Source organism: Aestuariirhabdus litorea, from assembly GCF_003864255.1.
In the GTDB taxonomy this organism is placed as follows: domain Bacteria; phylum Pseudomonadota; class Gammaproteobacteria; order Pseudomonadales; family Aestuariirhabdaceae; genus Aestuariirhabdus; species Aestuariirhabdus litorea.
Genome location: NZ_QWEZ01000002.1, coordinates 130,223 through 154,950, shown reverse-complemented (window position 1 = coordinate 154,950; position 24,728 = coordinate 130,223). Strand labels below are relative to the sequence as shown.

Here is a 24,728-nt window from a genome sequence, read left to right as displayed (position 1 = left end):
CGGTTCGCGGAATCCCCCTTGTGAGTACACAATCGTTGAAGATCCTGGTCGTCGGTCCCTCCTGGGTGGGGGATATGGTGATGGCGCAAACCCTGTTTATTCACCTTGCCGGGCAGCACCCGGGGTGCGTCATTGATGTATTGGCGCCGGCCTGGAGTCGTCCGCTGCTGGAGCGTATGCCCCAGGTGCGCCGGGCGATTGACCTGCCGCTCGGCCACGGTGCCCTGCAGCTGTCGGTGCGCCGACAGCTGGGGCTGACGCTGCGTGTGGAGGGGTACGACTGGGCCATTACCCTGCCCAACTCCTTCAAATCGGCGCTGGTGGCGGCCTGGGCCCGGATTCCACGCCGCACCGGTTGGCGGGGGGAGATGCGCTACGGCCTGCTCAACGATCTGCGGGTGCTTGATAAGCAGCGTTACCCGCTCATGATCGAGCGCTTTATTGCACTGGGGCAGGATGCGGGTGCCGCCCTGCCCAGCCCGCTGCCCGCCCCCCGCCTTGAGATCGATCCCGGGTCGCGTGCGCAGGCGGTTGAGTCGCTGGGGTTGAACCGCGAGCGACCCGTGCTGGTGCTCTGCCCCGGTGCCGAGTTTGGCGAGGCCAAGCGCTGGCCGGAAGCCGCCTACGCGCAAGTGGCCAAGGCCCGCCTTGAGCAGGGCTGGCAGGTCTGGATCCTGGGCTCCGACAAGGATCGGGAGGGGGCAGAAAGGATCCGCCAGGCGCTTCCTGATTCCCTGCAGTCCTGCTGTGAAAACCTGGCGGGGAGGACGGTGCTGGCACAGGCGGTTGACCTGATCTCCCTCGCCAATGCCGTGGTGAGCAACGACTCCGGCTTGATGCACATCGCCGCCGCCCTGCACCGCCCGCTGGTTGTGGTCTACGGTTCTACCTCGCCGGCCTTTACCCCGCCCCTGAACCCCAACCACGCGGTGGTCTCCCTGGGGTTGGAGTGCAGCCCCTGTTTCAAACGCGACTGCCCGCTCGGCCACACCAACTGCTTGAAGCAATTGCCGTCCTCCCGTGTGTTGGAGGCGCTTGACCGGTTGCTACCCGAAGCGGCAGCCATCGAGGTGAAATCATGAGGGTATTACTGGTTAAGACCTCGTCGATGGGGGATGTGATTCATGCCCTGCCGGCCCTGACGGATGCCCTGGCCCGCTTCCCGGACCTGAAGGTCGACTGGGTCGTTGAGGAGGGGTTTGCCGAGATTCCCGGATGGCACCCGGCGGTGGATCGGGTGATTCCGGTGTCGATCCGGCGCTGGCGCAAGCAGTGGTTGAAGTCCTTTTTTTCGGGTGAGATCAAGGCGTTTCGTGCCGAGCTCACCCGCGAGCGATACGACCGGGTTATCGATGCCCAGGGGCTGTTGAAAAGCGCCTGGATTACCCGTCAGGCACGCGGGCTGACCTGCGGTATGGATCGCAACAGTGCACGAGAGCCCGTGGCCAGTCACTTCTATAAAAAGTCATTTCCGGTAGCGCGGCAGCAGCATGCAGTAGAGCGTATTCGGCAGCTGTTTGCCCAGGCGTTGGAGTACCCGGTGCCAACTGAGGTGGGGGCGTTCGGTGTGCAGCGCGAGCAGTTCCTTCCCGAGGTGGTGACCGAAGATAAGCCCTATGTGGTTTTCCTCCACGGCACCACCCGTGACGACAAGCATTGGCCAGAGCCCTACTGGCAGACCCTGTGCGGGATGATGGCCCACCGCGGCTACCAGATCCGCCTACCGTGGGGTAACGAACGTGAGCGCCAGCGCGCCGAAGCGATTGCCCGCATCACCCCGGCCGCCACGGTGCTGCCCCGCTTGAGCCTGGCTGAGATCGCAACCCAGCTGGTGGGGGCCAGTGGGGCAGTGGCGGTGGATACCGGCCTTGGCCACCTGGCGGCGGCGCTGGCGGTGCCGACGGTGTCGCTTTATGGCCCCACCTCACCGGACCTGATTGGTGCCTATGGCGCTCACCAGCGGCACCTGCGGGCCACTGACTATACTGAAATCCCCCAAAACGGCTCTGGCAAGGCGGTTGATCCGGCCATTTTTGCCCCGTTGCACCCGGCGCTGGTTAAGACGGCGCTGCTGGACTTGATGTAGTAGAATAGCCCGCTTCCTTGTCGAGACAGGTATTGCGCCCACTATGAAACTGGCCTTTGTGCTGTTCAAATATTTTCCCTACGGTGGCCTTCAGCGTGATTTTTTGCGCATCGCCACCCTGTGCCAGCAGCGCGGCCATAGCATTCGGGTCTATACCATGGAATGGCAGGGGCCCTGTCCAGAGGGATTCGATGTGCGTGTTCTCAACGTCAAGGCGCTGTCGGCGCATCGGCGTAACGAGTCATTCCAGCGCAAGGTCAGCTACTCCATTGCGCAGGAGCCGGTGGATGCCGTGGTCGGTTTCAACAAGATGGCCGGCCTCGACCTCTACTACGCCGCCGATCCCTGCTACGAGGATAAGGCGTTGACCCAGCGCTCGGCGCTCTATCGCCTCGGCGCTCGCTACCGGCACTTCCACGAGGCCGAACGCGCCGTGTTTGGGGTCGACAGTAAAACCGAGATTCTGATGATCTCGGAAGTGCAGATCCCCCTCTTCCAGCGCCATTTCGAGACCCCCGCTGAACGCTTTCATCTGCTGCCACCGGGTATCTCGCGGGATCGTTGCGCGCCCGCCAACGCCGCCGAGATCCGTGCCGACTTCAGGCGCGAGCAAGGACTAGGCGAGGAGGATCGCTTGCTGTTAATGGTGGGCTCAGGGTTCAAAACCAAAGGGCTTGACCGTGCCCTCTATGCGCTGGCTTCCCTGCCCGCTGCGTTGCGCGCCCGCACCCGCTTTATGGTGATTGGGCAGGACAACTTTACCCCCTTCGAGCGAATAGCCAGGCGACTGGGCGTTGAAGGGCAGGTGAGCTTCCTGTCCGGACGCGATGACATTCCCCGTTTTATGCAGGGCGCCGACCTGCTGGTGCATCCGGCCTACAACGAGAATACCGGCACCGTGCTGTTGGAGGCGGTGGTGGCCGGCCTGCCCGTACTGGTGACCGATGTTTGCGGTTACGCCCACTACGTGGAAAAGGCCGGCGCGGGACTGCTGCTGGAGTCCCCCTTTGAGCAGGCGGACATGGATCGCAAGCTGGAGGTGATGTTGACCTCCCCCAACCGGGAAAACTGGAAACGTAATGCGCTGCGCTTTGCCGAGCACGCCGATATCTTCAGTATGCCCGAGCGTGCCGCAGAACTGATCGAGCAGGTGGGGGCACGTTTGTGACCCTCTATCTGCGCGATGATTTTGCAGCAGCCTGGAGCGGAAGCGACCCCTTTGAGCGGGTAGAGCGGCTGGAGGGGGAGGTGTTCCGCGAGCTGGAGGCGCGGAGAACCCTGCGCTTTGAGCTGGGAGGGCGCTCCTTTTTTGCCAAGATTCACCGCGGTATCGGTTGGTGGGAGATTGTCGAGAACCTGCTGCGGGGGCGCCTGCCGGTTCTGGGGGCGGAAAATGAGTGGCGCGCAATTGAGAGGCTGAAGGCGCTCGGGGTCGATACCATGACTGCGGTGGCCTACGGCAAGCGGGGCCTGAACCCCGCCCGCCAGCACTCCTTTATTGTCACCGAGGATTTGGTCAACACCATCAGCCTTGAGGATTTTTGCCGGGACTGGCCCCAACAACCGCCAACCGTTGCCCTCAAGCGTGCCCTGATTGAGCGGGTGGCCTGGATCTCCCGCCAGCTGCACCAGAATGGTGTCAATCACCGCGACTATTACATCTGCCATTTTTTACTGGATATCTCCGCCGGGGTGGAGGCGCTGACAGCCCAGACGATCAAACTCTCCTTGATCGATCTGCACCGGGCCCAGATTCGCCGGAAGACGCCGCAACGCTGGATCGAAAAGGATCTGTCGGGGCTCTACTTTTCCGCCATGGAGATCGGCCTCACCCGGCGCGACTATCTGCGCTTTATTCGCACCTACCGCCAGACCAGCCTGCGTCAGGCACTGGCGGAGCAGGGCCCTTTGTGGCGGCGCCTGCAGCGCAAGGCCGATAAATTGATGGCGCGTCTCAAGCGCAAGGGTGACAAGATCCGATGACCAATGAGTGGACAGTTACCCCGGAGTATCGCGAAACAGAAGCGGGAAGCGCGTTTGACTCCCTGGAGAAAGTGTTTGCACTGGAGGGGGAGGCGGTGGCCTCCGATGGTGAAAGTTGCGTCTTTCCCTTCCAGGTTGGAGGGCGGCGTTATTACGTCAAGCGTTACCACACCACCAAAGGTTTGCGCAGTTACCTGTGGATGAGCCGTATCTCGGTGGAGTGGCGCAACCAGCTGCGTTTCCTGCGCTGGGGGATTCCGGCGGCACGGGTGGTGGCCTATGGCCAGTGCCGGTTGCTGGGTAAGACGGTGCGCGGCGCACTGGTGACCGAGGCGCTGGAGAACACCAAGGATCTGGCCGCGTTGGCACTGGAGGATTCCCCGCTGCTGTCAGACGCGCGCTGGGTCAACGGACTGGTGGAACGGGTGGCCGCTATTGCCCGCACTCTGCACAGCCACGGCTTTGCTCACAATGACCTGAAGTGGCGCAATATTCTGGTGCGTACCGAGCAGGGCGAGCCCGAGGCCTACCTGATTGACTGCCCGGCCGGTCAGCGGTGGTGTTGGCCTTTCCTGGAGTACCGAATTATTAAGGACCTTGCCTGTCTCGACAAGGTGGCCAAATACCACCTGAGCCGAACCCAGCGGCTGCGTTTTTACCTGCGCTATGCCGGGCGCCAGCGCCTCAATCCTCAGGATCGGCGCCGGGTTCGCCGGGTGTTGGGGTTTTTCTCCGGCCGCGAATAGAGCTGGTCCACAAGGGGAACGGTTCATTTTGTGCGCGAAGGGGCGAATGGCCTATAATGCGCACCAATCTGCAGCGGGGTCGGGTAACAGGAGGGTTTGTTACCGGTACCCCGGATCCAACTGGTCCGATGCCGGTGGCGAGCGGGCTCTCTCGGTTTTTCAAGTTAATGGCGCCAATGGGCGTCCCAGAAATGAGGTTTTTAACGTGGCACTGACTATTTTGGGCCTTTCCGGATCATTGAGTCATGATCCCTCCGCGGCACTCTATATCGACGGCAAGCTGGTGGCGGCCGCCGAAGAGGAGCGGTTTCTGCGCGACAAGCACGCCAAGAACAAGATGCCCCTCGAGGCGACCAAGTTTTGCCTCGATTTTGCTGGTCTGAAGCCCTCGGATATCGATGTGGTGGCGGTTCCCTTCGCCCCCATCAGCCTGTCGACGCCGGCCCGCTGGCATTACGCCAAACGCTACTGGTACGCCCCAGACCGGGCATTGGATGTGCTTTTCAACGGCAACCGCCGCTATCGCCGCTATGTAGGGCGGATTCGGGAGATGCTCGAATCCCTGGGATTCCAGTGGGGGCAGTTCGAGTTCGACTCCGTTGAGCACCACCTTGCCCACGCGTCCAGCGCTTACCACCTCAGTGGTTTCACCGAGAAGACTGCGATCATGGGCATCGATGGCAAGGGTGAGTACGCCACCACCTTCTTCGGCTACGGTGAGAATGGCAAGATCCACAAGATCAAGGAGTTTTACGATCCCGATTCCCTGGGCGGGCTTTACGGCGCGATCACCGAATACCTGGGCTTTGAGATGCTCGACGGTGAATACAAGGTGATGGGAATGGCCCCCTACGGCGACCCCGGCAAGTATGACCTCTCCCGCCTGATCGACTTTGACGGCAAGGAGTTCCGCGTCAACACCGATTACGCCAACGTCATCGGCCTGCGTCGTTACAAGGAGAAGGGCAAAGGCTTCTACTTCACCGACAAGCTGATTGAATGGCTGGGCCCGCGTCGCAAGGGCGACATTGCCGATGATCCCTACATTCACTACGCCGCCTCTATCCAGGCGCTGTACGAAGAGGTGGCCCTCAAGCTGATGGATCACTACCTGGGAGATATCATCAAGGAGACCGGCAAGATCGCCTTCTCCGGTGGCGGAGCCCTGAACGTGAAGCTGAACCAGAAGATCATCGCCCGTCCCGAGGTTAAGGAGCTGTTTGTGCAGCCCGCCTCCGGTGACTCCGGCACCGCTGTGGGCGCCGCCTCCTTCGCTTCCGAGCGTCGTGGCGTCAAGGTGGAGAAGATGGAGCACGTCTATCTCGGCCCCAGCTTCACCAACGAGCAGGTGATTGAGGCGTGCGAAGCCCATCCCGACAAACCAAAATTCCGCAAGATCGACCAGGTACCCCAGCGCATTGCCCGTATCCTCAACGAGGGTAATCCGGTGGCCTGGTTCCAGGGGCGCATGGAGTTTGGACCTCGCGCCCTGGGTGGCCGCAGTATCGTGGGCTGCCCCAGCTATCCGGGTATTGCCGATCGCATCAACGAGCAGATCAAGTTCCGTGAGCGCTGGCGCCCCTTCTGCCCCTCCATGCTGGACCGGGTCGCCAAAGAGATGTTCAAGGTGGACCACCCCGCGCCTTACATGACCTTCACCTTCGAGGTGAAGGATGAGTGGAAAACACGGGTGCCGGAAGTGGTGCACGAGGATGGTACCTCCCGCGGCCAGGCGCTGGTGCGTGAGTACAATCCACGCTACTACGAGCTGATGGAGGAGATGGAGAAGCTGACCGGTAACGGTGTGGTGCTCAACACCTCCCTCAACCGTCGGGGTGAGCCGGTGGTCTGCACACCGACCGATGCCATGAACATGTTCTTCGGCTCCGACCTGCAGTACCTGATCATGGAGGATATCCTGGTGGTCAAGGGTGAGTTCCCCGAGCACCTGGACCAGCCCGTCGAAGCCTGAGTTGCCTGATGCCCACCCTCCCCTTTGGGTGGGCCGATCCGATGCGAGAGCGCCATGGACCAGACCCTGATCAGCGTTATTATCCCCTGCTATAACTATGCGGCCTTGTTGCCCCGTGCGGTGAAGTCAGTGTTCAGCCAGCAGGCCGGGGACGTTGAGGTGCTGGTGGTGAACGACGGCTCCACGGACAACACCGAAGCGGTCACCCAAGATCTCCAGCAGCAGTACCCGGAGCTGAGGGCGATCCATCAGGAGAACGCCGGAGCAGCGGCGGCACGTAACCGGGGTATCGAGGAAAGTACAGGGAAATTTCTGGTGTTTCTCGATGCCGACGACGAATTGGAACCGGGGGCCCTAGCGGCGGTTTGCCAGCGCCACCTTGATGTGCCCGGCGCCCAGGTGCTGATCGGCGGGCACTGGTCGACCAACCCGGATGGGCGCGAAAAGCTCCATCCGGTGTCGCCGGTGGCGGCGGATGGGCTGCAGCGCTTTAGTGACTACCTCAATAAGCGTCTGGCGCTTTCCAACGGTGCGGTGTTTTTCCACCGGGCGCTGTTCGACCGGCTCCGTTATCCGGAGGATTGCCGCAACAGCGAAGATATTCCGGTCTTCGCCCAGGCCGTCGCCCTCTATGAATGCGCGGCGGTGGATGCCCCCCTGGCCAGAATCCATAAGCACGACGACAGCCTGCGCCATAATATGGCCTACGCCGATGAGGTGGCGTTAAGGGTAGTGGATCACCTCTTCGACCCCCGGTTGTTGCCAGCACCCTTCCTTTCGCTGCGTCGCAGCTACCAGGCGCAGCGCTGTTTATCGCTGTTTCGCAGTTACTACCTGGCGAAGGATTGGGCAAAGGCGAAAAAGTATTACCGACTTGCGGTCAGCACCGACCGTCGTTCCCTGCTCAAGTGGAGCTATTTGAGCAAGTTTTTGCGGCTGATGTTACGGGAAAGGCATGAGTAAAAAGATAAGGGTTCTTCAGCTTCAGGCTCGCTATAACGTTAACTCATCCGACCTGGCCGAACAGGTGATTCGGGCGCTTCCACCAGAACAGTATGAGGTCACCTCAGCCTACCTCAAGGGTAAGCCGGGGCCGGGAGAGATGGAAACCAGCGCCCCCCGGGTGAAGTACTTCGAGTTTTCCAGCAAGGAGACCAAGGGGCTGCGCCTCGGCGCCATGAAGCAGCTCGCCAATTTTTGCCGGGAACAGCAGTTTGATGTGGTGATCGCCCATCGCTTCAAGCCAATTCATATGTTGATGGTACTCAACCGCAAGCTCCGCTTTCGTCTCTGCATCGGCGTTGCCCACGGTTTTGGGGATTACGATCGGCTCTACCGTAAGCTGGAATGTCGCTGGCTCATTCGTGACAACTGGAAAATTGTCGGCGTCTCGGAGCCGGTAAGGCGCTATTTGGTGCAGGCAAAAGCGGGGTTTACCGAGGCTAATACGGTGGCCATCAATAACGCGATCGATATAGAGGCTGCGGTCGCCGGGTTAATGCCCCGGGCGGCGGCGAGAGACCAGCTGGGTCTGCCTGCCGATGCGCTGCTGTTTGGCGCCATCGGGCGCCTGGTGCCGGTCAAGGGGCATAGTTACCTGATCGACGCCTTCGCCGAGATCGCCCCCAGGTATCCCCATGCCCAGCTCGCCATCATTGGCGGAGGGCGGCTTGAGGCGGAACTCAGGAGCCGGGTGGAGTCCCTGGGGTTGGCGTCCCGAATCCATTTGCTGGGCACCATCGAAAATGCCTTTCGCTTTGCGCGAGCCTTTGATCTCTTTGTCCTTCCCTCCCTCAGTGAAGGTTTGCCGTTGGCACTGCTCGAGGGGATGTCCGCCTCCCTGCCGGTGATCAGCTCCGATATTCCCACCCTCAAGCCCATCGTTGAACGGGTCGGGGTGGTGGTTCCCGTGGGCGATGTGCCTGCCCTGGCGGAGGCCATGGCAAGCTGGGCCGAACTGCCCGAGAGCGAGCGAAAGGCACTAGGCGAGCGGCATTTTTCCTATCTGCAGAAAAATCACTCGATCCACGATTTCCGGCGTCAGTATCGAACCCTGATCGAACAGGGTCTTGCTGGCGAGTAGTGCCACAGACAACCATAGGCTAACCGAATGATGCAAAACCCTCTGACGGGCAAACTGGGGATCGAGCCTGGCGGGCGGCTGGAAAAGGTGTTGGGCTATTGGCTGGCGGCGGGGCTGCTCTTTCTGGCGGTAGGCATGCTGCTGCTGGAATCCCGCAACGGCTATAAAAACCTTGTCTACCTGGGGCTCGCCCTACCGGGGCTGGTACTGCTGTTTACACCTTACGCCAGGCACCTGTTTAGCACCCCGGCCTTCGGGATGCTTTCGCTCTACCTCCTGTGGGTGTTATTGAGCTGTCTCTGGAGCCCGGCGGATGAGGGTATCCCGATCAAACGGGCGCTGATCTTTGCGCTGGTTTGTTCCGGGCTGGCCTACCTGTTCGGTGAACAGCGTCGCCGCTTCGAACAGGGGGCACTGGCTGCGCTGGCCCTGGGTGCGGCGATCAGCCTCTGGTGGCTAATCGACTTCTATGGCATGAAGGGCTTTGCTCTTTCTGTTCGATTTCCAAATGGGATAACGGAAGAGTATGGGTCTATCTACAACCCTTTGTTGATGAGTCATCAGTTGGCCTTTCTGGTGACCTTCGCAACCGCCTACATACTGCTTTATGTGCAGTCCCCCAAGCAACGCAGGGCCCTGCTGGTCCTGGTGATGCCGATCGCCCTGCTGATGCTGGCGACGGGATCCCGCACCCCACTGGTGTCGGTACCTCTCGCCCTGTCGATGCTGCTGGTTGGCCGCTTTAATCGCATGCATTTGCCCTGGGTTTTACTTTCCGGAGGGGGGCTTCTGCTGCTTGGTTTGCTGAACTGGGAGACGATCAGCCAACGGGGACTCTCCTACCGGCCAGAGATCTGGTCCGGGGTGATTGCCCAGATGGAAGGCTACTGGCTGGTGGGACATGGTTACGAGGCACCGCTGCAGATCTGGGTCGAGGAGTTGCAGATAAACTTCCTCGATGCCCACAACGTGTTTCTCGGGGTGCTTTACTATTTTGGCCTGCTGGGGCTGGGGATTTTTTTGCTTCCCTACCTGCGGGCACTGTGGCTGGCAAGGTTACCTGGGCGGGAGGGGCGCCTGCTTCTGTGCATAACCGCCTACGGCGTACTCGCCAGCCTGACCGACGGCGGCGGCCTGTTTGCCCGTCCGAATGAGCAGTGGTTTAACATCTGGCTGCCGATCCTGTTTATTGTCTGTGTCGATTATGGCCGCACCAGGCTGGCCGCTGATGAAGAGGCGTCGCCCCCCCATGCTGAAAACCCTTGAACGGAAACTAAGGCGCTGGTTAAAGAAGGGGAAGGGTAGTGCCCCCCGGCCAGATCGCATTCATCGCCAGCAACAGAAATTTAAGGCGATTTACCCGGATTATAAGATCGGTTTTGGCAGCTACGGGATCCCTATTGTGCATGACTGGAACGAGGGCACGACCCTCAGCATCGGCGCCTACTGTTCCATCTCCTCGGGGGTCAATATCTATTTGGGGGGACACCACCGAGCCGACTGGGTCTCCAGCTACCCCTTTCCGGCCTTTGTCCGGTCCGCCGCCACCATCCCCGAGTACGGCGGCAGCAATGGAGATGTGGTGATCGGCAACGATGTTTGGCTTTGCGCTAATGCCTCTATTCTTTCCGGAGTGACCATCGGTGACGGGGCGGTGGTGGCCAACGGCGCTTTGGTGACCCGCGATGTGCCGCCCTACGCCATCGTTGGTGGCAACCCCGCGAAAATCCTGCGCTACCGCTTTGAGCCCGAGATCATCGAGCGCCTGCTCGGTGTGCGCTGGTGGGAGTGGCCCTTTGCCGAGGTGGAGGCGGTGATTCCGCAATTGTGCAGCGGAGAGGTCGACGCCTTTCTCGACTACGCCGAATCGCGAGACGCCTAGCTAAACAGCAGGCGACCGATCCCCTTGAGGGTTTTCATACGGAACTCGCGAAGCGGAATCTGTTTCAGCAGCTCCCGGGCCAGGGCTTTGTCCTTGCCGGCGCACTTGACCAGCATGGAGTTGAGGAATCGGTAATAGGCCTGTTCGTAGGCGGGGTGATCGCGAAACTCTTCGTAGGTCTTGAGCACGTTATCGATCATGTAGCGGTAGTTTTTGTAAGTGTTGGTCGGGTGCACCCGGTAGTAGGCCAGCACATCGTTCATAAAGCCGATGGGGTATCCCAGAGAGCTGATCTTTAGCTCGATGTAGAGGTCTTCCAGCTTGATTTCGGGGTGAAAACCGCCCGCCTTCGCCAGTGCTGCCTGACGGAAAAAAAGTGTCGGGGCCGGTGTGCCCTCTTTTCGCCCCAGTAACACATCTTCAAAGTCGAGACGGTGCTCGCCACTGAACTTCTGTTTGCTTAAAACGGTGCCATGCTCGTTGATCTTCAGCATGTTGCCGCCACAGAGCCCCAGCTCAGTGTTGGCCTGCATATAGGCGACCTGTTTCTCAATGCGGTCCAGCATCATGATGTCGTCCGAGCCAAAGGTAACAATATACTCACCTTTGGCGATGTTCAGCCCCTTGTTGAGGGTGGCCGACAGGCCCATGTTCGCCTGGGCTTCGAAAAAGAAACCCTGCTCTTTGGCCAGCGCCGCGATCAGCTCCGGACTGCGGTCTTTGGAACCGTCGTCGAGCACGATCAACTCGATCGCCGGATAGGTCTGGCGCAGGATGCTGGTCAGGCAGGCTTCGATGTATTGGTCGTGGTTGTAGCAGGCAACGATGACGCTAACCAGTGGGAGCGATTCAGCCATGGTCGGATTCCTTTAAGGTGGTCAGGGTGGCACGCAGGGCATCCTGCCAGGGTCGGGGGGAATGATTGATGGCGGCGCTGAGCTTAGCCGTGTCCAGCACTGAGTAGGCGGGTCGCACGGCGGCAGTCGGGTACTGGTCGGTGGTGATGGGCGACAGGTTACAGGGGGATGCCAGCAGCCCGAGCTCGGTCGCCTGTTGATAGATCGCCTCGGCAAAGCGATACCAGCTGGTGGCCCCCTGGTTGCAGAAGTGGTAGGTGCCAAACAGGGCCGGGTTGTTCATCGCCTGGCGTGAGAGGCTAAGCACCGCCTCCGCCAAATCAGCGGCGGAAGTGGGGCAGCCGACCTGGTCATCAACGATGCCGAGGTGTTCACGTTCGGCCATCAGGCGCAACATGGTTTTGACGAAGTTGGCTCCATGGGAGCTGAACACCCAGCTGGTACGCACGATCAGGTGCCGGGGGCAGTGTTCGCGCACCCGCTCCTCCCCGGCCCACTTGCTCTGGCCGTAGATCGACAGCGGGTGGCAGGGATCGGATTCCTGATAGGGGAGGCTGTGGCGACCATCGAATACAAAGTCGGTGCTGATCTGGGTCAGGGGGATCTGCAGGCGGGCGCAGTGTCGGGCCAGCAACTCCGGGCCAAGGGCGTTGACGCGGTAGGCGAGCGCCTGCTCCTCCTCAGCGCGGTCGACCGCAGTATAGGCGGCCGCGTTGATCACCAGCGCAGGGCGCTCCTGCTCCAGGTAATGGCCCAGTTCGGGATCGCAGCTGATATCCAGCTGCGCCCGGTCGCAGGCGACAGTCTGGAGGCCGGGCTCAAGGCATAAACGTTCCTGGAGGCAGCGCCCGAGCTGCCCATTGGCTCCGGTGATCAGTATCTTCATAGGAGGTACGGCGGTAACTGTTCATCGGTCAGTGCCTGTAGCGGGCCCCAACGCTGATCCTTGTCGGAGACAATCGCCTGCTCCGGGCAGGGCCACTCGATCCCCAGGCCGGGGTCATTCCAGGCTACCCCTCCCTCATCTTCAGGATGGTAGTAATCGGTGCACTTGTATTCGAAATCGGCTACGTCTGAGAGCACCTGAAAGCCATGGGCATAGCCGGGGGGGATATAAAGTTGGCGCGCATTGTCGTCGTTCAGCTCCACCCCGAACCACTGGCCGAAGGTGGGAGAGCCGGTGCGCACATCGGCGACCACATCGAAGACGCTGCCGCGGGAAACCCGTACCAGCTTGCCCTGCGGGTGCCTGAGCTGAAAATGCAGCCCGCGCAGGACATGATGACTGGAGCGCGAGTGGTTGTCCTGCACGAACTCGACGTCGAGCCCCGCCTCCCGGTAGCGGGTGGCGCTGTAGCTTTCGAGAAAGAACCCCCGCTTGTCGCCGAACAGACGGGGCTCAATGATGATGACCCCGGGCAGGGGGGTATTGAGGACCTTCATGGTTGCTCCAGTAGCGAGTTCAGGTAGGCGCCGTAGCCGCTCTTGAGCAGCGGGCGAGCGTGGTCACGGAGCTGCTGGTCGCTGATCCAACCGGCACGCCAGGCCAGCTCTTCGGGCGCGGCGATCTTCATCCCCTGGCGTTTTTCGATGGTCTGTACAAACTGGGACGCTTCCAATAGCGACTCGTGGGTGCCGGTGTCCAGCCAGGCCATGCCGCGCCCCATCACCTGTACATCCAGCTGCCCCTGTTGGAGGTAGTGCTGGTTAACGCTGGTGATCTCCAGCTCACCCCGGTCTGAGGGGGTAATGGTGCGGGCGATATCGACCACCTGTTGGTCGTAAAAATAGAGGCCGGTGACGGCAAAACGGGACTTGGGCCTGGCGGGCTTCTCTTCGATGCTGAGGGCTTGCCCTGAGGGATCGAACTCCACCACCCCGTAGCGTTCCGGGTCGTGCACCGGGTAGGCGAACACCGTGGCGCCAGAGGTTTTGCCAGCGGCGGAATGCAGCAGCTCGGCCAGCCCCTGGCCGTAATAGATATTGTCCCCCAGGATCAGGCAACAGCTGTCGCCGGCAATAAATTGCTCCGCCAGCAGGAACGCCTGGGCGATGCCGTCGGGGCTCTCCTGCACACAGTACTCCAGGTTCATGCCCCATTGGGCGCCATCCTTGAGCAGGTGCTGGAACAAAGGGCCATCGTGGGGGGTGGTGATGATCATGATGTCGCGAATCCCCGCCTCCATCAGCGTGCAGAGGGGGTAGTAGATCATCGGCTTGTCGTAGACCGGCAGCAGTTGCTTGGAGACCGCCAGAGTCAGCGGGTGCAGGCGGGTGCCGGAGCCACCCGCGAGGATAATACCTTTCATTCGGTTCCCTCCCGGGGGTCGTTGGATAGTCCCAGGCGCGTGCCCTGGTAGCTGCCATTATGGATGCGATCACACCAGGTCGGGTTGTCCAGGTACCACTCAAGGGTCTTGCGCAGTCCGCTGTCGAAAGTCTCGGCGGGGGTCCAGCCTAGCTGCTGCTGGATATAGCTGGCGTCGATGGCGTAGCGCAGGTCGTGGCCGGGCCGGTCGGTGACATGGGTAATCAGGTCGCGGTAGTGGGCCACTCCGGCGGGTTTTTGCGGGCGCAGCTCCTCCAGCAGTTGGCAGAGGCTGTGAACCACCTCGAGGTTGGCTTTCTCATTATGGCCGCCGATGTTGTAGGTCTCGCCCACTTCACCCCGGGTCACGATCTCCAGCAGGGCGCGGGCGTGGTCATCCACATAAAGCCAGTCACGTACCTGCTGGCCGTTACCGTAGATTGGCAGCGGCTTGCCGGCCAGGGCGTTGCCGATCATCAGGGGGATCAGCTTCTCCGGGAACTGGCAGGGGCCGTAGTTGTTGGAGCAGTTGCTGACCAGGGTCGGCAGGCCAAAGGTCTCGTGCCAGGCCCTGACCAGATGGTCCGACCCGGCCTTGGAGGCGGAGTAGGGGGAATTTGGTTGGTAGGGGCTGGTCTCGGTAAAGAGCCCGTCGGCGCCCAGGGTGCCGTAGACCTCATCGGTGGAGATGTGATGGAAACGGAATCCGGCCGGGGCCTTGCCGCTGGCCACATACTCCCGTGCGCATTCGAGCAGGGTATAGGTACCGACAATGTTGGTCTGGATAAAATCACCGGGACCGTCAATGGAACGATCGACGTGGGACTCGGCCGCCAGGTGCATGATGGCGTCGGGTTGGAACTGATCGATCTGTTGCTGGACAGCGGCGCGGTCGCAGATGTCGGTACGGGTAAAGCTGTAGTGAGGGGCGCTCTCGACGCTGGCCAGGTTATCGAGGTTACCTGCGTAGGTCAGCTTGTCGAGGTTGAGCACCTGGTGCCGGCCCTCGGCGATGATCAGGCGAATCAGGGCGGAGCCGATAAAGCCCGCACCGCCGGTAATCAGTAATTTCATAGCGGAATATCCAGTGCGTTAGTAAGCGCCTCTTTGAGCCCCTTGTCCGAATGTTGGCTGCCCTCAAGATAGCTGACAAGAAGCAGGCGCCCCTGTTCGCCGGCGAGCTGCAGGCTGGCCTGGTCCTCCTCCCCCTTGATCAGGTGGGCAAAGTTCCTCAGGCGCAGGCGGTTGCTCAGGGGGCGGCGTTGAATCTTCATATCCGAGAGGTCGATCAGCCCCAGGTCACTCGCCGGTGTCAGCACGATATTGCCGAGGTGGATCGAGCGAAAATAGACCCCCTTGTCGTGCAAGCTGGCGAGAAACTGCCCCAGCAGCCTAACCCGCTCATCGGGCATGGGCTGTTGCTCTCGGCGGTAGAGCTCCCGCAGGGTGACCCCCTCCAGCGGGTGGTAGTGGACGCAGTTGCGTTTGGGTTCAGCAACGCTAAAGCACTGGATCACCCTGGGTGTGGGAACGCCAAGGCGCTGCAGCTCGGCGGCGTTGGCGGCAAAGCGTTTGGCGTAGGGGTAAAACAGGGCCGAGGAGAAGGTGCGTTTGAGGCGAAACAGTTTGAGAAAACTGCCGTCGTTCAGCTTCATCACCTTGACGCCATAGCCATCCTCCTCCAGTACAGTTGCTTGGTGGGTGAGGCTGGAGAACTCTGGGGCGTTGAGGGTTTTCATCGGGCTCTTGGGGGGGAGAAATCAGGCGGCATTTTAGCCTCATTGGACTCGAAATCACAGGACTATGCTATGATGCGCCCTCTTTGGTTGTGCTCTGTGGCACAGTATCGGTCCACCCTCGAGTCAGGTAATTCCTTTGGCCTCTCCCGAACAAAAGCAGCAAACGAGCAGTATCAGGGTCTACCTGCGCCTGCTGGGGTACGTAAAGCCTTACATTGTTCCCTTTGTCGTCAGTATTCTGGGGTTTGCCTTCTTCGCCGCTACCCAGCCCGGCTACGCCAAGATGGTGGAGTACTTTATCGAAGGGCTCGAGGGAGCGGATGAGCGCTTTCTCTACCTGGTGCCCCTGGCGGTAGTGGCTCTGGCGATTCTGCGCGGACTGGGCTCCTTCCTGGGCAACTACTTTCTGGCCATGGTCTCCCAGGGGCTGGTCCATGACCTACGAATCGAGCTGTTCAACAAGCTGGTGACCCTGCCCAGCCGCTATTTTGATGACAACAACTCGGGCCACCTGATCTCCCGCATCACCTACAACGTGACCATGGTAACGGCGGCCGCGACCGATGCCATCAAGGTGGTGGTGCGTGAAGGGCTGACCGTACTCTTTCTGCTCGGCTACCTGCTGTGGACCAACTGGAAGCTGACACTGGTGTTTCTGGCCATTTTACCCGTCATTGCCCTGGTGGTGGGGGTGGTTGGGCGACGCCTGCGCAAGCTCAGTCACAAGATCCAGGATGCCATGGGGGATGTGACCCATGTGACTTCGGAGACCATCAAGGGCTACCGGGTGGTTCGCAGCTTTGGCGGGGAGGCCTTCGAAAGGAGTCGATTCTACTCCGCCAGCGCTAACAATCTGCGCCAGGCGATGAAGATGGTAAAGGTCTCCGCCATCACCACGCCGGTACTGCAGTTTCTGGTAATCAGCGCGATGGGGGCGATCATGTTCCTCGTGCTCTACATGCGTGATACCTCCTCGACGGCCGCCCTGATCTCATTTGTAGTGGCGGCGGGCATGCTGCCCAAACCGATCCGCCAGCTGTCGGAGGTGTACGGCAATATCCAGAAGGGGATCGCCGCCTGCGAGACCATCTTCGAACAGCTGGACGAGACCCAGGAGGTGGATCAGGGGGATCATGAAGCGGGGCGTGTTGAAGGGCGTATTGAGGTTCGCAACCTGAGCTTCGCCTACAACGATGCGGAGGACCCGGTGCTCAAGGGACTCAACTTCATCGTTGAGCCGGGGCAGACCATTGCGCTGGTGGGGCGCTCCGGTAGTGGCAAGAGCACCCTGGCGAGCCTGATCCCCCGTTTCTATAACCACCACCAGGGTGAGATTCTGATCGACGGGGTGCCGGTGGAGCGCTATACCCTCACCAGCCTGCGGCGCCAGATCGCACTGGTGAACCAGCAGGTGAGCCTGTTCAATGACTCGGTGGCCAATAACATCGCCTACGGCGACCTGCAGGGGACGCCCGACGAAGATATTAAGGCGGCGGCGGAATCAGCCTATGCTATGGAGTTCATCAAGGACCTGCCAGAAGGCCTGCACACCCTGATCGGCGAGGACGGTGTGCGTCTGTCGGGTGGCCAGCGCCAACGGCTGGCGATCGCCAGGGCCATTCTCAAGGATGCCCCTATCCTGATCCTTGACGAGGCCACCTCGGCGCTCGATACCGAGTCGGAGCGCTATATCCAGGCCGCCCTTGACGAGGTGATGAAGAACCGTACCACGGTGGTGATCGCCCACCGGCTCTCCACCATCGAGCAGGCCGACCGCATCCTGGTGATGGACCAGGGGCGCATCATCGAGAGCGGAACCCACGAGGAGCTGCTGGAGCGGGGCGAGCACTACGCGCGTCTCCACAGCCAGCAGTTTCAGGACGCAGTGAGCTAGTCTTGCTGCCTCCAGCTCTACCCCCTATCGTGTTAATGATTGCAGACACTGGAATTTGTTGAGATGAAACTGACCTTTCCCCGTTTTGACCAGGCCCGCGTGCTGGTGATTGGCGACCTGATGCTAGATCGCTACTGGCACGGCGCCACCCACCGCATCTCCCCCGAGGCGCCGGTGCCGGTGGTCAAGGTAAACCAGGTCGAGGATCGCCCCGGCGGAGCGGGTAACGTCGCGCTCAACATCGCGGCATTGGGGGCACCCGCCTTTCTGGTGGCGCCCACCGGGGATGACGAAGCGGCGCAGGTGTTGCGCAGCCGCCTGGAAGCGGCCGGGGTGCACTGTGATTTCGAAACCGTGGCTGACGACCCTACCATCACCAAGCTGCGCATCATCAGCCACAGCCAGCAACTGATTCGCCTGGACTTTGAAGAGCCCTTCGAGCACCTGGACATCAAGGCCCTGACGCGCCGTTTTGAGTCCTTGTTGGCCGAGGTTGATGTGGTGATCCTGTCCGACTACAACAAGGGAGCGTTGCGCAACCACCAGCAGCTGATCACGATGGCGCGGGACGCCGGTGTGGCGATACTGGCTGACCCTAAAGGGCACGACTTCAGCCTCTACCGGGGAGCGACCCTGATCACCCCCAACCTGCACGAATTCGAGGCGGTGGTGGGTCGTTGCCGCGACGAGCAGGAGTTGGTGATGAAGGGGGTCGAGCTGCTGCGAGAACTGGAGCTCGAGGCGCTGCTGGTGACCCGCGGTGAGCACGGCATGACTTTGCTCAGGGAGGGGGAGCCCGAGCTGCACCTGCCCGCCAAGGCGCGTGAAGTCTATGACGTCACCGGTGCGGGCGACACCGTCATCTCGGTGTTGGCCACCGCCCTGGCGGCGGGGGAACCGATGCCGCAGGCGGTGGCGCTGGCCAATATTGCTGCCGGCGTGGTGGTGGGCAAACTGGGCACCGCTGCCATCAGTGCGCCGGAGCTGCGTCGCGCCGTCAGCCAGAGCCAAGGCTCGGAGCGGGGGGTGATGAGCGCCGAGCAGTTGTTGGTGGCGCTGGAGGACGCCCGTGCCCACGGCGAAAAGATTGTCTTTACCAACGGCTGTTTCGACATCCTTCACGCCGGCCATGTGGGCTATCTGGAGCAGGCACGCGCCCTGGGAGATCGCCTGATTGTGGCCGTCAACAGTGATGCGTCCGTCAAGCGCCTCAAGGGTGAGGGTCGGCCGATCAACCCCGCGGAGCGCCGCATGGCGGTGCTGGCAGGGCTGGAGGCAGTGGACTGGTCGGTCTGCTTCAACGAAGACACCCCCGAAGCTTTGTTGCGGCTGATTCGCCCCGATGTGCTCGTGAAGGGGGGCGATTACGGCGTCGATGGGGTGGTCGGCGGCGAGATTGTGCGCGAATACGGCGGTGAGGTACAGGTGCTCGATTTCCTCGATAACTGCTCCACTACGGCAATCGTCAACAAGATTCTCGACCGTACCTGAGCCGCTTCAGCAGTAGGGGTGATACTCGCGCAGTGGCTGGTTGCCGGCGTTAACCCAGAGCCCCTGGCGCGGGGCAAAATACTCGCTGAGCTGCAGCTCGGCGCTCCCCTCGGCCGGCAGTAACAGGCCATCGCGCAACTGGTAGAAGCCACCATCGATCAGGTTGTAATCGTTAAGGGCCGCCAGCCACAGGGGTTCACGCTCCTCCCAGAGGGTCTCCAGCAAACCGCTACGGGGGTTGATCCGCTCCTCCAGCTGCCACAGGCTCAGGTCCGACATGGGCCGGTCCGGCAGTTCCAGATCCCAGTGATAGACCAGCTGCACGCTGCCGGTAGGGCGGTGCAGGTAGCATTCGCACTCGGTCAGGGGTTCCCCCTCCCAGTACACCTCCCGTGACCTGAAGGGGGTCGCAGTAGCCAGCTGCGCGCACTCCGGGTGGTAACTGAGCTGCGCCTGGTAGACCCGCTGCAGTTCGCTCCCATTGCGTTCGATGGGCCACAGCTCCTGCTCGGAGTGCAGGAGTAACTCCTGGCTGATCTCCTGCTCGAGGGCCAGTGCGGGGGTGGCCAGCAGGTCGAGGTCAACGTAGCCCGAAGGCAGTTTTAGCACCCGGTCCCCGCGGTCGGCACGCTGCTGGCGCACCAGCAGCAGGAAACGCAGCTCCTGCCAACGAAGGCGGATAAACCCCGACACCCCGAGGTGGGTGGCGGTAAACGCGCTGCCCTCCTGCGGCGGCGGATTAGAGCGCTGCTGCAGCAGGTCGGTAAAGTCGAAAGGGGGGCCGCAGGCGCTCAAATGCACTGCGCTTCCCTCCAGCTCGACCTGGATATTGCGGGTGCGGAACGCATCAGGCGGGTGTTGGCTGAGGAGCATGAGTTATTGCCCCAGTGCCTTCAGGGCCGCCGCCAGGTTGCTTTTCAGGTGGTCGGGATTAATGGTACCGACGATGGCACTGCAAACGCCCGGGCGGGCGAACACAAACTCCATGCTACGTGCTACCGGATCCTCCCCCTGTTGGCAGAGGTGGCCGCTGGCCAGTGCCTTCTTGATCAGGATCCCTTTGTGGTGCTGGTGGGCGAAGTCGATCACCTCCCCCTCCTGCGGCTCAACCAGGTTGTAGGTGACCATGGCGCAGTCGCAGTGGGCCAGCGCGGCAATGCCGCCGGCGACGGTTTTGCTGGAGATGCCGGTAGCACGGATCAGCCCCTGGCGCTTGAGGTCTGCCAGCACCTCGAGGGTGCCGTGCTGGTCTACAATCGCCTGATCGTTGCCGTCGGAGTGGACCAGCACCAGGTCCAGGTAGTCGGTGTTGAGTCGCTTGAGACTGCGCTCAATGCTGAAACGGGTGTGTTCGGGGGAGAAATCGAAGCGGGAAACACCCTGCTCAAACTCTTCGCCTACTTTGGTGCAAATTACCCAGCGCGAACGTTGCCCGGACAGCAGGGTGCCGAGACGTTCCTCGCTGGTGCCGTAGGCTGGGGCGGTATCGATCAGGTTGATCCCGAGGTCGGCGGCCAGGTTGATCAGCTCCAGCGCCTGGCGGTCGTCGGGGATGCGAAACCCCTGGGGGTACTTGACCCCTTCGTTACGGCCCAGTTTAACGGTGCCGAAGCCCAGGGGGGTCACTTCGACGCCGGTATCGGCGATGGCGGAGGTGATCATGGGAGCACCCCCTCCCAGAAGGGCTTGCCGACCGGGGGGCGCGGCAGGCTGGTCGCGGCGGGCTGGGGGATCTGCGGGGCGATTCCCTGCAGTTGCAACTGTCGCAGCACCTCGTCACTCAGGTTAGGGGCCAGGGCCAGCTTGGTGGGCCAGTTGATCAGCGCGTTGTGAAGCGCCTTGCAGTAGGCAGCATCCGGGCGCAGCAGGTTGCTTTGGCGGGGCTCGGCCCGGTCTACCCGGAGGGTGCCCCACTCGGCGCTGGTGAAGTCGATCCAGGGCATTAACTGCGTCAGCTCCTGTTGGCAGCGGGCGATCTGTTCTGAAGGCTCGCGTTTGACGCCGGACTCGGCGGGCTCACCGCCAATGTACCAGATCCAGTTGCCCTGCTGGTCGGGATGGCTGGTGATGGTCAGGCGAGGCACGGTGCTGGTACCGATGCAATGGGCAAACAGGGGTTGGGCACCCGGTACCCGGACCATCGCCATGTGCAGGGGACGCAGTTGCATGGCCGGACCCTCAACCCCCCAGCGCTGGAGCAGATCGGCGGTACCGGCACCGGCGGTAAACAGGTAGCGGCGGGCGCGGATCATGGTCTGCTCGCCCTGGTGCTCCAGCAGGATGGCGCTGATCTTGCCATCGGTATCGTGCTCAATGCGGCTTTTTTCCCAGTCGATGGACAGGGTTCTATCCTCAAGCCCCTGCACCAGGCTGGAGACCACACTGGGCACGTCGAGTACAAACTCATTCAGTTGGTAAAGGCTACCTCGAAAGGCCGGGTGCTGGAAAAAAGCGGGGTAGTTTTTGGGCTTGAGCTGGTCGACCCGTCCGCGCAGCGCCTTGCTGGCGAAAAAGGTGGTGAGCTTGGAGCCCAACCCGGCACTGGACCACATATAGTGGTGCGGGCTAAGGATACGGGCACAGGAAAGGTCGATCTCCCCCTCACCCTGCAGGCACGCTTGCCAGCGCTTGGGCATGCCGGCGATGCACTCGGAGGCGTGGGTCAGGTTGCCCGATAGGGCGTACTTGGTGCCACCGTGAATAATGCCCTGGGACTTGATGCTTTGCCCGCCCCCCAGGGTCGCGTTTTCCAGCAACAGGGTGGAGTAGCCCAGTTCGCTGAGGCGCCGGAGCAGCCAGAGGCCGGCGATGCCGCCGCCCAGGATGGCGATGTCGGTATCCAGATGGTGCGTCATGGTGTGCTCATTAACCGGTTGAGGGGCACAGTATACGGTGACCTCGGGTCGAGGTCACCGGCAGGGGCTCATTTGCAGAGCCAACGGGGTATAATTGCGCCTTCCTTACAACCAGCCCTACATCATGATCAACCGCTTCAGCTACAGTCTGCTCTTTTACCTGCTGCTTCCCCTGGTGGTGGCGCGCCTGCTCTATCGGGCCTGGCGAGCTCCTGCCTATGCCCGCCGCTGGAAGGAGCGCTTTGGCTGGTTCGATGGCTCGCCCCTGAAGGGGCGGCCGGTGATCTGGGTGCACAGCGTCTCGGTTGGGGAGTCCATTGCGGCGGCCCCCCTGGTTAAAGGGCTGCAGGAGCGCTATCCGCAACACCAGCTGGTGGTGACTACCATGACCCCGACCGGCTCGGAGCGGGTAAGGGCGCTCTACGGCGATAGCGTGTTTCACGTCTACGCCCCCTACGATCTCCCCGATGCATTGTCCCGTTTCCTGACGCGGGTACAACCGCGGCTAGCGGTCATCATGGAGACCGAACTCTGGCCCAATACGGTGGCGGCCTGCCGCAACCGAGGCGTCCCCCTGCTGCTGGCTAATGCGCGCCTGTCGGAGCGCAGTGCGCGGGGCTACGCTCGCTTTCCCGCACTGGTAACGCCCATGCTGCAGGCGCTGGGCGCCGTTGCCGCCCAGAGCGATGAGGCCGCCGAGCGCTTTCGTCAGCTGGGGGTGGCAAAGGAGCGGATAGAGGTGACGGGAAGCCTTAAGTTTGACCTGCCGATCGAAGCCGGTATGCGCGAGGAGGGGGAAGCGCTACGCCGAGCCTGGCTTGCGCATCAGCCCCCCGGTACCCGCGTCCTGGTAGCCGCCAGTACCCATCAGGGGGAGGATGAGCTGGTGTTGAAGGCACTGGAGGGTCAGTCGACGCCCGTGCTGCTGGTGCTGGTGCCCCGCCATCCCGAGCGTTTCCCAAGGGTTGCCGAGTTACTGGACCGGGGCGGATACCCCTCTGCCCGTCGCAGTCTCGGAGAACCGGTGAAGGCGGATACACGCGTGGTACTGGCCGATACCATGGGGGAGATGTTGCTGCTATTGGCGGCGGCGGATATCGCCTTTATCGGCGGCAGCCTGGTGCCGACCGGTGGTCATAATATGCTGGAGGCCTCGGCCTTGGCAGTGCCTGTGCTGAGTGGTCCCCACCTCTTTAACTTCAAAGAGATCAGCGACCAGTTGCTGGAGGCGGGTGCCATGCAGGTCGTTGAGGATGCGTCAGCCTTAGCCGATGCCCTGCAGGCACTGCTGGCTGACCGGGAGGCTCGTGAGCGCATGGGGGCCGCCGGTCTGGCAGTGGTGAACAGCAACCGGGGGGCGCTCAAGCGACAGCTGGCGCTGTGCGAGCACCTGCTGGAGACGCAGGGCTCGCACAAAGGGCGCTAGAGCTTGGGCAGCAGCTCGGTGCTGGTCTTGGTGATCCACTGGTTGAGATCGGTCAGGTCCTGGGGGCTCAGGGTGCCCGCCTCACGCTTGAGGCGCAGGGTGTTGAGCAGGTAGTCGTAGCGCGCATTGAGGTAGTCCCGCTGGGAAGCGTAGAGATTACGCTGGGCGTTGAGCACATCGACGATGTTTCGTGAGCCTACTTCATATCCGCTTTCGGTGGCATCGAGGGCGCTTTGGGTGGAGATGATGCCCTGGGCGCGGGCCGAGATCCGCTGCACATCGGCGGTTACCGAGCTGTAGAGGTTGCGGGTACGCTGGCTGGTCTGGCGGTTGAGGGAGTCCAGCCGATCCTGTGCCTCCTGCAGACGGTAGGTGGCTTCTCGTACACGGGAGCTGGTGCCGCCACCGCTGTAGATCGGTACGCTGAGCTGGAGCCCATAGTACTGGCTGTTTTGCTTGCCGTTGAAACCGGTCAGGCTGAAGGAGGGGTCGCCGGTCACGTTGTGGGAGTATGTGGCGATGGCATCCAGGGTCGGTGCGTGGCCAGATTTTGAAAGTTTTAGCGCCTCCTCAGTAGCACGCACCGCCTCGCGCGCAGCAGCGATGTTGAGGTTCTGGACCAGCGAGCTGTTCACCCACTCCTCCTTCACCTCCGGCGTGGGGTTCACCACCGGCATCTCCTTGTTGAGGCTGCCGATTTGACGGTGCTCCCGGGCGGTCAGGGTGCGCAGCCTTTCCAGGCTGACCTCGACATTATTCTCCGCCACGATACGGTTAACTCGGGCGTTGTCGTAGACGGCGCGCGCTTCGTGGACGTCGGTCTGGGCGATCAAGCCCACTTCGAAGCGCTGTTCCGCTTGCTCCAGCTGGCGTTTGAAGGCCTTCTCCTCGGAGATGGTTGTGGTGAGGGTGTCCTGTGCCCGCAGCACTTCGAAGTAGGCATCGGCAACGCGCAGGATCAGGTCCTGTTGGATCGCGCTGAACTCCGCCTGGGCCTGGTCGGATAAGGCTTCAGCACGGGTATAGGTAAACCAGCGCTCAAGCCGGAACACCGGCTGAACCAGCTGTGCGGCCCAGCCGTGCTCATTGAAGTCGCGGGTACGGTTAATGCCGGGCAGCGAGGTGGCGTTGAGGCTGCGATCAGTGGCTTTGGCCGTGGAGGCGTTGAGGGTGATATTGGGGAGCAGGCCGGCGAGCCCCTGGTTGGGTAGCTCCTCGTTGGCCTTAAGGGAGGCACCGGCCGCTGCCAGCTCGGCATCGTTGGCCAGGGCTTGTTGGTAGATCTCCAGCAGATCCGCCGGTTCCTGTTGTGCGTAGAGCGCGCTGCTAAGGGTTGCAAGCCCGGCCAGCAGATAACTCGGAAGTTTTTTAAACGCCATGAGGTGTACTGTTCCCTGTGAGTTGGA

At 61.7% G+C, this 24,728-nt stretch carries 23 protein-coding genes; 13 read left to right on the top strand and 10 right to left on the bottom strand.

Annotated features, from left to right (window positions below; translation table 11 throughout):
• The first annotated feature begins 20 nt into the window (after positions 1-20).
• The 10 genes from waaF to D0544_RS17410 all read left to right on the top strand — a co-directional run bounded on the left by waaF (position 21) and on the right by D0544_RS17410 (position 10,752).
• Positions 21-1,082 (top strand): lipopolysaccharide heptosyltransferase II, encoded by a 1,062-nt coding sequence (gene waaF, locus D0544_RS10755; RefSeq protein WP_243647317.1) that lies wholly within the window; start codon positions 21-23, stop codon positions 1,080-1,082.
• Entirely contained in the window at positions 1,079-2,086 is a 1,008-nt protein-coding gene (gene rfaC, locus D0544_RS10750; protein WP_125016070.1) for a lipopolysaccharide heptosyltransferase RfaC, read from the top strand. Before waaF ends, rfaC begins: the two co-directional genes overlap by 4 nt.
• Positions 2,087-2,129: 43 nt before the next feature.
• Positions 2,130-3,254 (top strand): glycosyltransferase family 4 protein, encoded by a 1,125-nt coding sequence (locus D0544_RS10745; protein ID WP_125016069.1) that lies wholly within the window; start codon positions 2,130-2,132, stop codon positions 3,252-3,254.
• The gene (gene rfaP / locus D0544_RS10740) at positions 3,251-4,069 is read left to right on the top strand and encodes a lipopolysaccharide core heptose(I) kinase RfaP (protein ID WP_125016068.1); all 819 of its coding nucleotides are present in this window, start codon (positions 3,251-3,253) and stop codon (positions 4,067-4,069) included. The genes D0544_RS10745 and rfaP overlap by 4 nt, the downstream gene beginning before the upstream one ends.
• Positions 4,066-4,815 (top strand): lipopolysaccharide kinase InaA family protein, encoded by a 750-nt coding sequence (locus tag D0544_RS10735; protein WP_125016067.1) that lies wholly within the window; start codon positions 4,066-4,068, stop codon positions 4,813-4,815. The genes rfaP and D0544_RS10735 overlap by 4 nt, the downstream gene beginning before the upstream one ends.
• A gap of 205 nt (positions 4,816-5,020) precedes the next feature.
• A complete protein-coding gene (locus D0544_RS10730; protein WP_125016066.1) occupies positions 5,021-6,787 on the top strand; it encodes a carbamoyltransferase family protein in 1,767 nt (588 codons plus the stop codon).
• 54 nt (positions 6,788-6,841) lie between these two features.
• The gene (locus D0544_RS10725) at positions 6,842-7,750 is read left to right on the top strand and encodes a glycosyltransferase family 2 protein (protein ID WP_125016065.1); all 909 of its coding nucleotides are present in this window, start codon (positions 6,842-6,844) and stop codon (positions 7,748-7,750) included.
• Positions 7,743-8,870, top strand: a complete 1,128-nt coding sequence (locus D0544_RS10720; RefSeq protein WP_125016064.1) for a glycosyltransferase — start codon at positions 7,743-7,745, stop codon at positions 8,868-8,870. Before D0544_RS10725 ends, D0544_RS10720 begins: the two co-directional genes overlap by 8 nt.
• A gap of 27 nt (positions 8,871-8,897) precedes the next feature.
• Entirely contained in the window at positions 8,898-10,136 is a 1,239-nt protein-coding gene (locus D0544_RS10715) for an O-antigen ligase family protein (RefSeq protein WP_125016063.1), read from the top strand.
• 136 nt (positions 10,137-10,272) lie between these two features.
• Positions 10,273-10,752, top strand: a complete 480-nt coding sequence (locus D0544_RS17410; protein WP_279387272.1) for a CatB-related O-acetyltransferase — start codon at positions 10,273-10,275, stop codon at positions 10,750-10,752.
• On the opposite strand, the gene D0544_RS10705 is transcribed toward D0544_RS17410, so the two are convergent.
• The 6 genes from D0544_RS10705 to D0544_RS10680 are packed head-to-tail and all read right to left on the bottom strand — an operon-like array spanning position 10,749 to position 15,656.
• Entirely contained in the window at positions 10,749-11,609 is an 861-nt protein-coding gene (locus tag D0544_RS10705; protein ID WP_125016062.1) for a glycosyltransferase family 2 protein, read from the bottom strand. The genes D0544_RS17410 and D0544_RS10705 overlap by 4 nt on opposite strands.
• Complete coding sequence (gene rfbD, locus D0544_RS10700) at positions 11,602-12,495, bottom strand: dTDP-4-dehydrorhamnose reductase (protein WP_125016061.1); 894 nt, start codon at positions 12,493-12,495, stop codon at positions 11,602-11,604. The genes D0544_RS10705 and rfbD overlap by 8 nt, the downstream gene beginning before the upstream one ends.
• Positions 12,492-13,052, bottom strand: coding sequence for a dTDP-4-dehydrorhamnose 3,5-epimerase (gene rfbC, locus D0544_RS10695; RefSeq protein WP_125016060.1), 561 nt, complete (start codon positions 13,050-13,052; stop codon positions 12,492-12,494). The genes rfbD and rfbC overlap by 4 nt, the downstream gene beginning before the upstream one ends.
• Positions 13,049-13,918: a glucose-1-phosphate thymidylyltransferase RfbA gene (rfbA, locus tag D0544_RS10690; RefSeq protein ID WP_125016059.1), complete on the bottom strand. Its 870-nt coding sequence runs from the start codon at positions 13,916-13,918 to the stop codon at positions 13,049-13,051. Before rfbA ends, rfbC begins: the two co-directional genes overlap by 4 nt.
• On the bottom strand, positions 13,915-14,991 hold the full coding sequence (gene rfbB / locus D0544_RS10685; RefSeq protein WP_125016058.1) for a dTDP-glucose 4,6-dehydratase: 1,077 nt from the start codon (positions 14,989-14,991) through the stop codon (positions 13,915-13,917). The genes rfbA and rfbB overlap by 4 nt, the downstream gene beginning before the upstream one ends.
• Positions 14,988-15,656: a BUD32 family EKC/KEOPS complex subunit gene (locus D0544_RS10680; protein WP_125016057.1), complete on the bottom strand. Its 669-nt coding sequence runs from the start codon at positions 15,654-15,656 to the stop codon at positions 14,988-14,990. The genes rfbB and D0544_RS10680 overlap by 4 nt, the downstream gene beginning before the upstream one ends.
• Positions 15,657-15,792: 136 nt before the next feature.
• On the opposite strand from D0544_RS10680, the gene msbA reads away from it, so the two are divergent.
• A complete protein-coding gene (gene msbA / locus D0544_RS10675; protein WP_125016056.1) occupies positions 15,793-17,550 on the top strand; it encodes a lipid A export permease/ATP-binding protein MsbA in 1,758 nt (585 codons plus the stop codon).
• 63 nt (positions 17,551-17,613) lie between these two features.
• Positions 17,614-19,041: a bifunctional D-glycero-beta-D-manno-heptose-7-phosphate kinase/D-glycero-beta-D-manno-heptose 1-phosphate adenylyltransferase HldE gene (gene hldE, locus D0544_RS10670; protein ID WP_125016055.1), complete on the top strand. Its 1,428-nt coding sequence runs from the start codon at positions 17,614-17,616 to the stop codon at positions 19,039-19,041.
• Positions 19,042-19,047: 6 nt separating this feature from the next.
• On the opposite strand, the gene D0544_RS10665 is transcribed toward hldE, so the two are convergent.
• From D0544_RS10665 to D0544_RS10655, 3 genes are read right to left on the bottom strand one after another with little or no spacing between them, the layout of a single operon-like run.
• Complete coding sequence (locus tag D0544_RS10665; protein ID WP_125016054.1) at positions 19,048-19,914, bottom strand: hypothetical protein; 867 nt, start codon at positions 19,912-19,914, stop codon at positions 19,048-19,050.
• Positions 19,915-19,917: 3 nt separating this feature from the next.
• Complete coding sequence (locus D0544_RS10660; protein ID WP_125016053.1) at positions 19,918-20,703, bottom strand: aldo/keto reductase; 786 nt, start codon at positions 20,701-20,703, stop codon at positions 19,918-19,920.
• Positions 20,700-21,896 (bottom strand): NAD(P)/FAD-dependent oxidoreductase, encoded by a 1,197-nt coding sequence (locus D0544_RS10655; protein WP_125016052.1) that lies wholly within the window; start codon positions 21,894-21,896, stop codon positions 20,700-20,702. The genes D0544_RS10660 and D0544_RS10655 overlap by 4 nt, the downstream gene beginning before the upstream one ends.
• A 94-nt stretch (positions 21,897-21,990) precedes the next feature.
• On the opposite strand from D0544_RS10655, the gene waaA reads away from it, so the two are divergent.
• Entirely contained in the window at positions 21,991-23,322 is a 1,332-nt protein-coding gene (waaA, locus tag D0544_RS10650) for a lipid IV(A) 3-deoxy-D-manno-octulosonic acid transferase (RefSeq protein WP_243647316.1), read from the top strand.
• On the opposite strand, the gene D0544_RS10645 is transcribed toward waaA, so the two are convergent.
• Positions 23,319-24,701 carry a TolC family outer membrane protein gene (locus D0544_RS10645; protein ID WP_125016051.1) on the bottom strand — a complete coding sequence of 461 codons (1,383 nt, stop codon included), beginning with the start codon at positions 24,699-24,701 and terminating at the stop codon, positions 23,319-23,321. The two genes, waaA and D0544_RS10645, sit on opposite strands and share 4 nt — an antisense overlap.
• Positions 24,702-24,728 lie beyond the last annotated feature (27 nt).